Origin of the sequence: Siminovitchia sediminis (assembly GCF_042680885.1) — a bacterium.
Lineage (GTDB): Bacteria > Bacillota > Bacilli > Bacillales > Bacillaceae_C > Siminovitchia > Siminovitchia sediminis.
Window position 1 is genome coordinate 1 of sequence record NZ_JBHUEO010000120.1, and the last position, 13327, is coordinate 13327.

Annotated in this window: 12 protein-coding genes; 9 read left to right on the plus strand and 3 right to left on the minus strand. The window is 42.4% G+C overall.

Annotated elements, in window-relative coordinates:
* Positions 1 to 379: 379 nt before the first annotated feature.
* The 3 genes from ACFSCZ_RS18950 to dctP are packed head-to-tail and all read right to left on the minus strand — an operon-like array spanning position 380 to position 3271.
* Positions 380 to 1696, minus strand: coding sequence for a TRAP transporter large permease (locus ACFSCZ_RS18950; RefSeq protein WP_380776509.1), 1317 nt, complete (start codon positions 1694 to 1696; stop codon positions 380 to 382).
* A 17-nt stretch (positions 1697 to 1713) separates the two neighbouring features.
* On the minus strand, positions 1714 to 2244 hold the full coding sequence (locus ACFSCZ_RS18955) for a TRAP transporter small permease (RefSeq protein WP_380776511.1): 531 nt from the start codon (positions 2242 to 2244) through the stop codon (positions 1714 to 1716).
* Positions 2245 to 2275: 31 nt separating this feature from the next.
* On the minus strand, positions 2276 to 3271 hold the full coding sequence (gene dctP / locus ACFSCZ_RS18960) for a TRAP transporter substrate-binding protein DctP (RefSeq protein WP_380776513.1): 996 nt from the start codon (positions 3269 to 3271) through the stop codon (positions 2276 to 2278).
* A gap of 325 nt (positions 3272 to 3596) precedes the next feature.
* Between dctP and ACFSCZ_RS18965 the strand changes: the two genes are divergently transcribed.
* The 9 genes from ACFSCZ_RS18965 to ACFSCZ_RS19005 all read left to right on the plus strand — a co-directional run bounded on the left by ACFSCZ_RS18965 (position 3597) and on the right by ACFSCZ_RS19005 (position 13310).
* Complete coding sequence (locus tag ACFSCZ_RS18965; RefSeq protein WP_380776515.1) at positions 3597 to 4856, plus strand: MFS transporter; 1260 nt, start codon at positions 3597 to 3599, stop codon at positions 4854 to 4856.
* 199 nt (positions 4857 to 5055) lie between these two features.
* On the plus strand, positions 5056 to 5844 hold the full coding sequence (locus ACFSCZ_RS18970) for an IclR family transcriptional regulator (RefSeq protein ID WP_380776517.1): 789 nt from the start codon (positions 5056 to 5058) through the stop codon (positions 5842 to 5844).
* Positions 5845 to 5908: 64 nt separating this feature from the next.
* The gene (locus tag ACFSCZ_RS18975; protein ID WP_380776519.1) at positions 5909 to 6943 is read left to right on the plus strand and encodes a TRAP transporter substrate-binding protein; all 1035 of its coding nucleotides are present in this window, start codon (positions 5909 to 5911) and stop codon (positions 6941 to 6943) included.
* Between the two features lie 14 nt (positions 6944 to 6957).
* Positions 6958 to 7443 carry a TRAP transporter small permease gene (locus tag ACFSCZ_RS18980; RefSeq protein WP_380776521.1) on the plus strand — a complete coding sequence of 162 codons (486 nt, stop codon included), beginning with the start codon at positions 6958 to 6960 and terminating at the stop codon, positions 7441 to 7443.
* Positions 7440 to 8726, plus strand: coding sequence for a TRAP transporter large permease (locus tag ACFSCZ_RS18985; protein ID WP_380776523.1), 1287 nt, complete (start codon positions 7440 to 7442; stop codon positions 8724 to 8726). The genes ACFSCZ_RS18980 and ACFSCZ_RS18985 overlap by 4 nt, the downstream gene beginning before the upstream one ends.
* Positions 8727 to 9079: 353 nt before the next feature.
* Positions 9080 to 9559 (plus strand): flavin reductase family protein, encoded by a 480-nt coding sequence (locus tag ACFSCZ_RS18990; protein ID WP_380776525.1) that lies wholly within the window; start codon positions 9080 to 9082, stop codon positions 9557 to 9559.
* 31 nt (positions 9560 to 9590) lie between these two features.
* Positions 9591 to 11096: a 4-hydroxyphenylacetate 3-hydroxylase family protein gene (locus ACFSCZ_RS18995; protein WP_380776527.1), complete on the plus strand. Its 1506-nt coding sequence runs from the start codon at positions 9591 to 9593 to the stop codon at positions 11094 to 11096.
* A 37-nt stretch (positions 11097 to 11133) separates the two neighbouring features.
* Positions 11134 to 11661 carry an FAD synthetase gene (locus ACFSCZ_RS19000; protein ID WP_380776530.1) on the plus strand — a complete coding sequence of 176 codons (528 nt, stop codon included), beginning with the start codon at positions 11134 to 11136 and terminating at the stop codon, positions 11659 to 11661.
* A gap of 479 nt (positions 11662 to 12140) precedes the next feature.
* Positions 12141 to 13310 (plus strand): M20 family metallopeptidase, encoded by a 1170-nt coding sequence (locus tag ACFSCZ_RS19005; protein ID WP_380776532.1) that lies wholly within the window; start codon positions 12141 to 12143, stop codon positions 13308 to 13310.
* Positions 13311 to 13327 lie beyond the last annotated feature (17 nt).

Consider the following 13327-nt stretch of genomic DNA (forward strand, 5'->3'; position numbering starts at 1 on the left):
TTGATTCGACACCAACTACAGTAGAGAAGATTTGAATGGCTGGCAAGGTCTTTTTTCTTTTAAATAAAATGCAAAGTTATGTACGTTTATGTTTCATAACTCTGCACTTTTATTTTGCACTACACATGCGAAATCTTAGGATCCAGGGTTGGCATGGCCATGTGTCCTGGTCGGCTATATTGGCAGTTAACTACATAAATACAGAAACAAATGGAAGAAAATAGGGGGGATATAGACTTCTTTGTATTAAAAAGACGACCCATTAGAGCCGTCTTTTTTCTTTTACTCCCGCCATCAATAAATCTTTAGTGCACTCCTTGTTGATATGCTCTCTTCCTATGTAGATAAGGGCAGCAGTCCTCTTTGATGTTGAATCATGTTAAGTCGCCATCAAACTCGGCAGCCATGTGGCTAAAAACGGGAAAGCCAGTAAAATTACAATTAGAATAAGATTTAAGCCGATGAACGGCAGTGAAGCCGCATATACATCGGTCATTTTTGTCTCTTTGGGGGCTACAGCTTTCATGACAAATAGGCCTGTGCCAAATGGAGGTGAAATGGTTCCGATTTCGATTGTGATAAGCAGTAAGGTAGCAAACCATAAAAGATTCACACCAAGCATTTCGGCTACAGGGATAAATATGGGCAGAACAATCATTAAAATGGAGAGAGACTCCATAAAAGAACCCATAATAATGACAATTAAAAGCATGGCCAAAATGATGAGGTACGTGGAAGCTTCTATGCCGCCGATGATTTGAACCAAGTTGCGTGACACACCAGTAAACGACAGGATTTGGCTAAAGGCATTGGACCCGGCAACAATAAGAAGAATCATGGCAGAAATTTTCATGGTCCCATTTAAAATTTTTACTATGCTTTCCTTAGTTAATTGTCCATAGGCTATAGCTAAAACAAAGCTTCCCAAAGCGCCCATGGCAGCAGCTTCATTAGGAGTGGCTATTCCCAGAAACATAAGCCCGATAACAAGAAAAACAATGATGCTCAACGGGAATATATAGATGAGAGTAGCTTTGATTTTAATGTGTAACGGAATTTCCTCTATCTCATAGGGAGGTGCAAGCTGCGGCTGAAACTTTGCCCTAAGAATGATATAGGCTGCATATAGAAATGCAAGAATCAATCCTGGAAGCAGGATGGCAATCATAAATCCAGCAATTGATATTTTTCCCATAGAAGCCAAAAGAACCCCAAGAGCACTGGGGGGAATCATGACAGCCAAACCTCCTGCTCCGAGGATTGGACCGAGCGCCATTTGATTTCCGTATCCTTTTTCTTTCATGTTAGGTACCAATGTTGATCCCAGCATGGCAGTACTTGCCATGGTAGAGCCCGTTAAAGTAGAAAGCAAAGTCCCGCCCCCTACAGCAAGAAGGCTCAGCCTCCCGGGCAGCTTGCCGAGCCATTTATCGACCGTTTCAATCATTCTTGGAGCAACACCCGTATGGAACATCACTTCTCCCATTAAAATAAAAAGAGGGATAGGAGCCAAAGAGAATGTCGCCAGTGAGGATTTAATGCTTGTTATAAGAAGTTCCGGTCCCTTTTCGCCGCCCCATATAAGGTAGGCGGCAATAAAGTTAATAAATAAAAAGGAAAAAGCGACTGGTATTCTGAGAAGCATCAAACCAATGAGACTAACTAAAATAATCGCTAACACGATCCACCATTCCATGTCGTTTCCTCCACTCCTTAAGCAGCTTTTTCATCTTGATGAATATCACCGTGAATTAAATCAAAGTTTCCGAAGGTGCATCTGTAAAACATTCTGATAAATTCAAGAAGCATTACAAAGCCGCCTATCGGGATGATGGCATATACATATACTTGAGGTATCTGTAAAACCGAAATGCTTCTCATGTCCCTGACATAGGAATCTATAACAGTTTGCAGACCATACCAGGAAAAGGCTAAGCATATTAACATTCCAATTAAAGCAATAAGGATGTAGTTTACTCTATTAAAAGTTTTCGATAACTTTCCTTCAATTAAGTCAATGACTACATGCCCATTCTCTCTTATGAGCCAAGCAGCCCCAAGGAATGGAACATACAGCAAAATGTATTCGTTTATTTCATTTACCCAAATGAGGGAAGAGCCGGAGGTAAGTCGAAAGATTACCTCCATAGTAATCGAAAGCATGGAAAAGATCACAAGCACTCCTCCGATATAAAACAATACATCTTCAACGCGATTTAGGATATTTGAGAGTTTCGTCAGCACTGTTATGCCTCCCTGCTAGTCCGGATCTTTATTACTTATCAAGCAAATTTCTGAGCTCCTCATAATGGTCAGGTGCTGTTTCTTTCATTGCTTCCCACTTGACTTCTTTGACAATATTTTGAAATTTCTCGCTGTCTTCCTCTGACAGTTCAATTTTTTGAAGGCCGGCTTCTTCTATTGCTTTCCACTCTTCCTCATTGACTTTATTGAAATAATCTACCATTTCCTTTTCAAATTCTGCCGTCAAATTAACAAGGGTTTCTTGTAGATCTGTAGAAAGAGAACTGTAGACATCCTTATTGATTAAAATAGTTCCATTTTGGTTTAAAAATGGCTCATCAATAATAAATTTCGTCACTTCGGTCCAACCGCTGTCATTCGGTCCCAGCAATGGGAAACCAAATCCATCCACCATGTTTCTTTCCAAAGATGTATACACATCGCCTGGTACAACTTCAACAGGGTTTGCTTTGATAGCAGTTAAAATATCATGGTATGTAGGGTTTGATCTGATTTTAAGACCTTCCAAGTCAGAGAGAGAGCCGATTTCTTTGTTCGTCCAGAAGTAAAATGGATTGGGTCCCAGCCATCTTCCCAGGTAGACCATATTATATTGATCGTATAGTCCATTCATATAATCATAGTATCCATTTTCTCTTTCTTCCCATGGCTGAAATGGAGATAAATGGAGCGAGTGAGATTCCGGCATGATATGTCCGTAGTAAGAGCTTACATTAAACCCGATATCGACTAATCCGTTGGTAACTGCATCAAATTGTTCCTCAGTCGGTATAGATTCCGGACCGCCAATCCACTCCAGTTCAATGGCACCATTTGTTTCTTCTGCCACTTTCTCCAACCACATTGGAACGATATCTTTTGTAAACTGATGATCCATAGGCAAAAAGCTGACTACTTTTAGTTTGGTTGTGTCATTGGATGTGTCACTTCCGGAGCTGGTGTCTTCTGTACCGCAGCCTGATAGAATCACAGCTAATAATAGTAGGATGAATGAGTACTTCTTCATATTTCAAATCTCCTTTTAATGATGGTTTAGTCTTTCTCATGCTGGTGAAAGGGGTTACAATAGTAATTAAATGAGAATCACCTCCCGGAGCCTCAAGGCAGATTAAAAAACCTTCATTCTTAAATATAGCGAATTTTGTTTAAAATAAATGTTAATTCTTTAACATTTTTCTCAAAATGATCAGAATGTCCTAACTAATCACTCTCATTTTTTGCAAAAACTTGGATTGTTTCATATTATGAAACTTTAATCACTCTTATTTTTAAAAAACTGTTAAGGTGTAAGAGTATTTTCATTTTATTATGTGAAAAAGAGTGGATGGAGAATGTCAGACGTACTGAGGGAACAAGCAAATCGTCAACAATGGAAAATGCTTGGGTGGCTGCTGCTCATCCAAATTCTTGTCGCTTTTGTGGGGAGAAGCATTGCCCCTTTAGGGCTGGTGATCGGGGAGGATTTATCTTTGACGAAAGCCCAAATAGGGATGCTTCCTGCAGCCTTGTTTTTAGGGCAATCATTGGTCTCCATGCCCGCAGGGTTGTTAGCTGATAAAATTGGTTCAAGGAAGCTGCTCGTATTATTGGCAATATGTCTGGGTGTAAGCTTTGTTTCAATGACACTTACCTCTTCATTGATCCCGCTGCTGCTGGCAGTTGTAATTGGTGGAATAGGCTATGGAGCGTCCCACCCTGCTACAAACCGGGGAATCATGTTTTGGTTTCCGACTGAAAAAAGAGGCACAGCAATGGGAATCAAGCAAATGGGTGTAACGTTTGGTTCTGCGATGGCCGCTTTGCTGCTGTTGCCGCTTGCCGGTTCCTGGGGATGGCGTCCGGCTATTTTGGCGGCAAGTGCTCTTTTGTTAGTCGCGGGAGTCTTGACCTACTTTTCGTACAAAGAACCCGACGAGCAAAAACGTTCGGCCCCTTTGAAAAAGTTCAATGCAAGGCAGAATGTTAAAACTCTATTAAAGAATAAACCCTTAGTTTTCGTAACGGTCAGCGCACTGATTTTAAGCGGATCACAAATGATGCTCAACACCTATTTGGTGTTGTTTTCATATGAAAAACTCGGCATCAGCCTTTTCTTGTCTGGAACTTTGCTGGTTGTGTCAGAAGTGGGGGGATCCGTTGGAAGAATCGGCTGGGGAGTAATTAGCGACCGGTTGTTCAATGGAGGAAGGATTATTGTCCTGTTCATTATTGCGCTGATGGCAGCCTGTATTTCTTTTGTCGTGGCATTGCTTCCTTCCGGTACATCGTATTGGATGATGATTCCTGTCTCATTTTTATTTGGATTCAGTGCTTCCGGATTTAACGGAATCTGGATGAATGCTACAACCGAACTTGTTCCAAGGGAGCAAGCCGGATTGGCCACTGGATTCAGCATTACGGTTGGTTCCTGGGGAGTCATGATTGGTCCGCCGCTATTCGGTCTTATTTTAGATATAACCGGTTCATATAGAACAGGCTGGTTTTTTGTTGCGGCTGTCATGGTGATTGTCATGTTTCTTCTTTTAAGTGCCATGTCTTTCCTGCGAAAAAAAGGACTAAGCAAGCATGACTTTTTACTTAAAAAAGTTTGAAAAAATTCGTTTAAGTTTCACTATTTTAAACTTTATTCTTGTGAAGCTGTTTTCTTGTGATTATAGTTATAGTAATATGTATATTGATATATGATAACGCTTTCCTTGTAGTTGGAGGTGACTCTTTACAAACAAAGCTTTCTGCTTCATACATTGGTTGAAACAGCCAATATTGAGAAAAGAAAAGGGAGTGGTAGCTATGATTGCTTCGGTCAAAAGGGCCTGCGCGATTTTAAGCTGCTTTACCCGCGATGAGCCAGTTCTGGGAAATGCAGAAATAGCTGAGAAGCTTGGGTTGAGCAGGAGTACTACGCACCACCTGATTACGACATTATGTAATGAAGGCGTTTTAATCAGAGATGTCGACAGGAAATACCGGTTGGGATGGAAAGTACTGGAGTGGAACAACAGCGTTATGTTCCAGCAGGATTTTTACAATAAGGCCATGCCGTTAGTAAAAGAATTGACTGATAGATTCAGAGGAACAGCTCATATTGGAATGTTTGACAAAGGAGATGTCGTTTTTGTATTGAGGATTACTTCTGATGACATCGATTCAGTTCCAACCTACCTGGGGTCAAGAAAACCGGCGTATGCAACAAGTGCCGGAAAGGCTTTGCTTGCCTACAATAAAGCCTATTTAGAAGAGACCATTGATAAAGGACTAAAACCGCAAGGGCCCAATACAATTACAGATATCAGAATTCTTGAACAAGATTTGGAAGCAGTGAGACAACAGGGGTATTCTGTGAGCATTAATGAAAACGATACACATACTTACGCTATTGCTGCCCCGATTATGTCCTACTCCGGAGAAACGATTGCTTCAGTGAACCTTGTGGGACCGACAAGTTATATGAAAAGCCTTCATAAAAACCACATTATCCAAAGTGTGGTAAATACCGCCAAAGCCATTTCCCGCGAGCTGGGTTATATCGAAGTAAAAGGCGAGGATAACGTTTATTCAAAAAAGTTGAAATACTCCTAATAGACATTTGATTATGGCACCAATGAATACTCACATAGATAAAACAATTAAGGGGGAAATAGTTATGAAAAAGTACAAAATTCGCATGTTGATCCTGTCAATCATCGCTGTAATGGTGCTCTCAGCCTGCGGCGGAGGCGGAGGAGGAAGCTCTGAAGAAGCATCCAGCGGTGGAGACGGCGGGGATGCCGAAGGAGAAACATATGAATTTAAGCTGGGGCATATTGCTCCTCCTGACCATATTTGGAATGAGGCTGCACAAAAATTTGCGGAAGAATTGGAAGAGCGTTCGGACGGAAGAATGAAAGTGGAATTATACCCGGGAGGACAGCTTGGAAGCGACTCTGATATGGTACAGCAGCTGGAGGCCGGATCTTTGGATTTTGGCTTTATTACAAACGCTTTCTTGACATCTAAATCTGATGCGTTCAGCGCATGGTTTGCACCGTATTTGTTTGACTCTTACGAAGCAGCATTGGAAGCAAGTAAAAGTGAGGAAGCTAAAAATATTCTGGCCACTTTGGATGATCAAGGAATAAAAGCATTGGATATCTTTTTCTCTGGTCACCGTACAATGATGTTCAGAGAGAAGGTAGAAAAACCGGAAGATCTTGAAGGGTTGTCTATGCGTGTAACACCAAGCCCTGCTTTGGAAGACTTTTACCGTTCATTGGGAGTCAGCCCGGAATCCATTTCATTGCCTGACGTGTATCAATCGGCACAAACTGGTGTAATAGACGGAATGGATATGGACCTAGATGCAGCCATTACTTCCAACTATAACGAAGTAACGGGTTATGGAGCTTTGACAAATCATATGGTTTGGCCTTCCGTTATGATTATTAATAAAGCTCTATATGATGGAATGTCGGAAGAAGACCAGAAAATCGTAGAAGAGTCCATGGCAGCAGCTTCTGAATTTGCTACGATGAAGCGCGCTTCCCAAGAAGAAGAATTCATTAAAACGCTTGAAGATAGAGGAATGGAGATTTATGAAATTGATCCGGCTTTGTTTGAAAAGCAAATGAATGAATTTGACGAAAAATATAAAGCAATGGATCCTCTCATCGCAGACTTTATTGACACGTTCCGTAAATAGAGGAGGCAGCTTGTATGAAGACATTAAGCAACTGGGTTGAAAAAATAGAAAAAGTCGCTTCCATCCTGTTGATGGCTGCAATCACCCTGGTGCTGTTTACTGCAGTAGTTTACAGATATTTTCTAAACGCTCCACTTTTCTGGGCGAATGAAGCAAGCATTTTTATGATGACTTGGCTCACTTTTCTGGGAGGGAGTTTGGGACTTAAATATAAGTCCCAAGCTTCCATTACTTTTTTGGTTGACCGTTTTTCTGAAGGCGGCAAACGGATTCTCTTGATTATTACCCACATCGTCATTTTGGCTGCATTGGCCTTATTGCTTTATTTAAGCTACGAGTGGATTCTCAATTTATCGCCACAGAAGTCAAGTTCTATGCGTATTCCGATGTGGATTCCGTATCTTTCTGTTCCAGTGGGGCTCACTTTTGCCTTTATCCACCTACTGGATTACATGATTGATCTGATTAAAAAAACACCGAAGAGTAGTGATGCCTTATGACATTTGGATTAATATCAACTATCGTCGTCTTTATTCTGCTGTTGATTATTGGAATCCCGATCTCACTCGTTTTGGCAATTACATCACTTGCTTATCTATTTATAAGCGATAACCTTACTTTGTTGGCAACAGTCCCTCAAAAAATGTTTTCGGGCATGGATAATTTTGGTCTGCTGGCTATTCCTTTGTTTATGCTCGCTGGTGAGTTAATGAACTTTGGGGGAATTACCAGTCGGTTGATCCAATTCGCAAAGGTGCTCATTGGCCATTTTAAAGGCGGCTTGGCATATGTATCGATTATTGCAAATATGTTCCTTGCCTCTATATTGGGATCGGCCAACGCCCAGGCTGCCATGATGAGTAAAGTCATGGTGCCTGAAATGGAGAAAGAGGGATATTCACGTGAATTCTCTTCGGCTTTAACATTGGCTTCCTCTGTGGTAGCTCCGGTGATTCCGCCAAGTATGCTGTTTATCATTTATGGGACACTTACAGGTGCTTCTATCGGTGATTTGTTTATAGCGGGTATTATTCCGGGAATTCTCCTTGGGGTTGGTTTTATTATTGTAATCGGCTTAATGAATGCCAAAGAAAATTTCCCGCGCAGCGAGCGGGGAACATTACAAGAAATCTTCAAAAGCTTCTTAAATGTTTTACCTGCTTTATTGATTCCATTCATTATTATATACGGAATATTAAGCGGAATTTTTACACCAACAGAATCTGCAGCGGTTGCCTGTATCATAGCGGTCATTATCGGGTTTTCCTATAAGCAGCTGAAGATCAACTCTCTTCCGGAAATTCTTCTGAACACGGTTGTCAATACAGCGACGATTACTTTCTTAATTGTGACAGCCAATCTGTTCGGCTATATTATCGCGTATGAACAAATCCCGCAGCTGATGGCAGAATCCATGTTAAGCATTTCCGAAAATCCATTAGTGTTCCTCCTATTAGTGAATATTTTACTTCTTTTACTGGGAACCGTATTGGATGGAATTGCCGCTTTGATTATTTTGGTACCAGTTTTGGCACCATTGCTGACCACCTACCAAATTGACCCTGTTCACTTTGGTGTAATCATTACGATTAACTTAACCATTGGTTTATTGACTCCACCGGTTGGAACAGGCCTTTTCATTGTTTCGTCCGTGGCAAAAGTCAAGATCGAATCTCTTGTAAAGGCCATTACGCCTTTCCTGATTACAACGATCGTCATATTGATGATTATCACTTATTGGGAAGATGCCGTATTATGGCTTCCGAGCCTTATAAATAAATAAATGTGTTACATATGTTGAGTGATCTGTCCAGATCACTTTTTTTGTGAAAAAATTGAATATGTTTCACCATGAGGAATTTGAACGTTGATCGTTGTCAGCGGTTTTATTACATTGAGGATACGGACAGCAAATAAATATTTTGTATTCTTTATAGGCAAGTATGTGTCAGGGCCAGTATGTTATAGAAGCTTAAGCAGGTTATTTTAACATTCACCCCCGTCCATACTGCGGAATAGATAGTAAACAAAAAATAATTTTTGGTGTTTCATTATATGGAATCCGCGGATTGAGGACTGATAACGTTTTCAATATAGTAAAAGTAACAAACAACAGGAATGGAGGAAGGAAATTAAATGGATGTCAGAGAGTTACGTAATTGCTTTGGCTGTTTTGGAACCGGTGTCACAGTTGTTACATGGTTGAATGATGAAGGCCAAAGAAGAGGGATCACGGTTAATTCTTTTACTTCAGTATCTTTGGATCCGGCCCTTTTGTTAGTGTCCATTGATAAGAAAACCAAGGCATATGAGGATTTAAAAAACAGATCTTTCGTCATTAACGTGTTGGCTGCAGACCAGGCAGCCTATGCAATGCAATTTGCAGGACGCCCGCAGGACGATTTAGTGATTGAGTGGGAAGAAGGTAAAAAAGGACCCAGGCTCAAAGGAGCCACAGCCCATTTTGAATGTTCCCCGTGGGCAGAGTATGAAGGCGGCGACCATGTTTTGTTTTTGGGTAAAATAGAAGACTTCGATAAAAACGATAGTGAGAGTTTACTATTCTACAGAGGCAAGTTTTTCGAAACAGAATATAAATCCATGTTAACCAATTAATAAATTATATTTTTTACTGGAGGGAAAGAAAATGGGGATCAGAACAGGAGCAGATTATATTAAAGCAGTAAAATCACGGCAGCCGGAAGTATGGCTTCGCGGCGAGAGGATCACAGATGTATACAATCATCCGGTTTTCCGGCAGCCCATCAATGAGATGGCAAAGTTATACGACATGCAGCACGACCCTGAGTATCAGGAGCAGATCACGCATATATGCGAAGAAACAGGGGAAAGGGTCAATAATTCCTTCCTGATTCCAAGAGACGGGGAAGACCTGCAAAAACGCAGACGCGTATTTGAAGTATGGGCTGAAGCCACCTTTGGACTGATGGGAAGAACGCCTGATTTCCTGAATGTAGTGCTGACTTCCTTTGCGACAAACGACTGGTTCTTCAGACAATACGGGGAAGACCGTTACGGCGACAATATCATTAATTACTATCGATATGTCAGAGACAATGATTTATTCCTGACGCACGCGATTGTGAATCCGCAAAATGACCGGAGCAAGTCGTCGCATGAGCAGGAATCCGAATATTCCCACCTTGGCGTGGTCAGAGAAACCGAAGACGGTTTAATTGTACGCGGTTCCAAAATGCTGGCAACGCTTGCACCAGTGACCGATGAAGTCATTATCTATTCTTATCCAAGCTTTAAGCCGGGTGATGAGAAGTTCGCTATTTCCTTTGCTTTGCCGATCGACACGCCGGGATTGAAAATCTACTGCCGTGAAGAAACGCAGGATGGCAAGCGCTCCACATGGGATCATCCGCTGGCTTCGAGATTTGAAGAAATGGATGCCGTCCTGGTCTTTGACGATGTGCTCGTTCCTTGGGAGCGTGTATTTATCAATCAGAACGTGGAAGCAGGAAATTTGCTGTATCCGAAAACAGGCGCGAACCTGCAGCCTTCCCACCAGTCTGCTGTCAGGGGATTGACGAAGATTTCATTTGTTGCAGATGTGGCTTGTTCCGTGGCGGACACGATTGGAGTAGACGGGTTCTTAAATGTTCAGAATCAATTGACCGAGCTGATTCAGGGCGTAGAAACCATCAGGGCTCTGGTGCGTACAGCCGAAAGAGAATTCACGATCACAGAACAGGGAGAAGCTCTGCCGAACATTGTACCGCTTGAAACGATCCGCGGGCTGCTGCCAAATATGTATCCAAGAGCCATTCAGATACTCCAGACAATTGCAGCAGGAGGTCTGTTAATGTCACCGACAGGAGCAGACTTTGCCAATCCGGAAATCGCTGATGACATGAACCGGTACTATGCCGGCCGTGAAGGAGTTTCATCCGAGAAAAGGGTCCGTCTGTTCAAGCTTGCCTGGGACCTGAGCGGAGAGGCGTTCGGCCAGAGGCTGCTGCAGTATGAACGTTATTACTCCGGAGACCCTGTCCGCAAAGCGGGGATGTTCTACAATGTGCATAAGAGAAATAATCCTACGTATCCTCGGGTGGAGCGTGCGCTGGAGGAAGCTTTGAAAATGTCGCCGGAATATAAAAAAATAACCAATCAAGTAACGAAGTAATCAAACATGCAGAAATCCGAGAAATGAGGGAGATCAGTTGAGAGTTCACGATACTGAAAGTCTTACATTGTCCGGGTCGGTTGTTGCTATAGGGGCATTCGATGGAGTCCATCGCGGTCATCAAACCGTGATCCGTGAAATGGTAAGAAAAAGTCACTTGGAGGGAGTGCCAAGTGTGGTCTATACATTTGATCCCCCTCCGCGGGCATACTCTCAGGGAGCTCAAATACTGACCTCATCGGATGAAAAAATACAGCGGCTTAAAAATTTGGGCGTTGATCACGTCATTATGGCAAAGTTTGATGAAAACTACATGAAACGATCTGCGGGTGATTTTATCCGGGAATTACACATGATCCATCCGAGAGCTGTCATGGTGGGAAACGATTTCCGTTTTGGCAACAAGCGGGCTGGGGATGTTTCCCTATTGAAGGAGCATTTTACTGTACAGCCGGTTCGTCCGGTCTGCTGCCCGGATGGAGAACGCATTTCTTCTACCCGGATCAGGGAATTGATGATGCAGGGGAAGCAGGATCAGGCATTGCCGCTTCTTGGGTGGATGTAATACCGCTATACATGGGCTGTCTAATTTTTTAGGCAGCCCATTCATTATTTGGGTGAATAAACATAATAAATGATTTTAACATGATGATCCATAACTTTGGAGAAAAGGCTCATGAACCATTTGGGTGAAGTCATATTAGTCCAAGCAAGTATTTATGGGAGTTAATGATAGGTTGAACAAGATAGTAGACAAGAGGCAGGACTTAGAAAAAATAATGAATGTTTGTTTCGTATTGGGTATACTTCAAACAGCAAGTACATTCTATGCAGCGGATGTTTTTGAGCCAGCGCTTTACTTTGTTTTGACTTATACTTTATAAATAATGGCTTAATATTTCTTCTCTAATTGAATCATTCGCCGGCAGATTCCATCAGTCTCTATAATATTAAAAGGGTTTCCTTTTACAGAATACAACTAAAAGTCTGATATAATAATAGGCAGAGTGATGAAGTACCAGCAAATGAGTAGGAGTGTTAAACATGTTGGTTGAACAAAAAAGCATCAATGGGTTTATTAAAGAGAGAAAACATGAAATCTTTCACATGTTAAAGCAAATGGTCAATACGGACAGTTATTCACGTGATAAGGAAGGGGTCAACAGGGTGGCTTCCATCCTGAAGAAAGGCCTGGATCAATTCGGAATTCCTTATGTATCACGAGATCAAAATGATTTTGGCGACCATGTGATAGCTGCAATCCAAGGGAGACGCCCGGGGAAAATTTTACTGATGGGCCATATGGATACCGTGCATTTGCCGGGCACTGTAAAAACTCGCCCCTATACCGAAAAGGGAAATTTGGCTTATGGCCCGGGTGTATCAGATATGAAAGCGGGGCTGGTCAGCATGTTGTATGCAGCGGCTGCATTAAAACATGCCGATGTTGACTTGCCGGATATTGAAATTCTTTATACACCTGATGAAGAAATCGGTTCACTGACTTCAAAAGCCGTTATTCAAGAGCGGGCAAAAGACGCGATGGCTGTATTTAATTTGGAATCGGCCCGGGCAGACGGATCGGTGGTAACGGCCAGAAAAGGTTCGGCACATTTGCAGTTTGAAATTGAGGGGAAAGCAGCTCACTCAGGTTTATTTATTGAAGAAGGAATTAGTGCAAATGATGAACTGGCCTATAAAATAGTGGAGCTCCGAAAGTTGATGGACTTTGACAAAGGCATTACGATCAATGTAGGGACAGTTAGCGGAGGGATCAATACAAATGTGGTATCTCCCCAGGCGTCAGCCACGCTTCATGTGGGCTTTTGGTCCTTGGAGGATTATCGGGAAGCAGAGGAGCGGATTAAAAAAATTATTGAAACCAGTTACATAGAAGGGACGAAAGCAAAGTTGAGTGGAGGAGTCAGCTTTTTGCCGATGGAAAAGCATGAAGGGGTGGCCGCTATGTTTGAGCTGGTCAAAAAGGCCGGGGAAGAGCTGGGCATTGATGTCACCGAGGAACGCACGAAGGGTGCAGCAGATGCCGGCGTACCGGCATCGCTTGGGATTCCCACCATTTGCGGCATGGGCCCGGTTGGAGGCAAATGGCACAGTGAAGACGAATATATGGAAATAGATTCATTGATTCCCCGTATACAATTGTTGGCCAACAGCATCGTCCTGGCGGCGGATCGTTTTTCCAAGACCCGGTAGAGATGGCATAAAGCAGC

Excerpts from the sequence above, each read along its gene's own strand:
- ACFSCZ_RS18965 (WP_380776515.1), top strand. The coding sequence starts at position 3,597 with ATGTCAGACGTACTGAGGGAACAAGCAAATCGTCAACAATGGAAAATG.
- ACFSCZ_RS18990 (WP_380776525.1), top strand. The coding sequence starts at position 9,080 with ATGGATGTCAGAGAGTTACGTAATTGCTTTGGCTGTTTTGGAACCGGT.
- ACFSCZ_RS18970 (WP_380776517.1), top strand. The coding sequence starts at position 5,056 with ATGATTGCTTCGGTCAAAAGGGCCTGCGCGATTTTAAGCTGCTTTACC.
- ACFSCZ_RS19005 (WP_380776532.1), top strand. The coding sequence starts at position 12,141 with ATGTTGGTTGAACAAAAAAGCATCAATGGGTTTATTAAAGAGAGAAAA.
- ACFSCZ_RS18980 (WP_380776521.1), top strand. The coding sequence starts at position 6,958 with ATGAAGACATTAAGCAACTGGGTTGAAAAAATAGAAAAAGTCGCTTCC.
- ACFSCZ_RS18995 (WP_380776527.1), top strand. The coding sequence starts at position 9,591 with ATGGGGATCAGAACAGGAGCAGATTATATTAAAGCAGTAAAATCACGG.
- ACFSCZ_RS18950 (WP_380776509.1), bottom strand. The coding sequence starts at position 1,696 with ATGGAATGGTGGATCGTGTTAGCGATTATTTTAGTTAGTCTCATTGGT.
- dctP (WP_380776513.1), bottom strand. The coding sequence starts at position 3,271 with ATGAAGAAGTACTCATTCATCCTACTATTATTAGCTGTGATTCTATCA.
- ACFSCZ_RS18985 (WP_380776523.1), top strand. The coding sequence starts at position 7,440 with ATGACATTTGGATTAATATCAACTATCGTCGTCTTTATTCTGCTGTTG.
- ACFSCZ_RS18975 (WP_380776519.1), top strand. The coding sequence starts at position 5,909 with ATGAAAAAGTACAAAATTCGCATGTTGATCCTGTCAATCATCGCTGTA.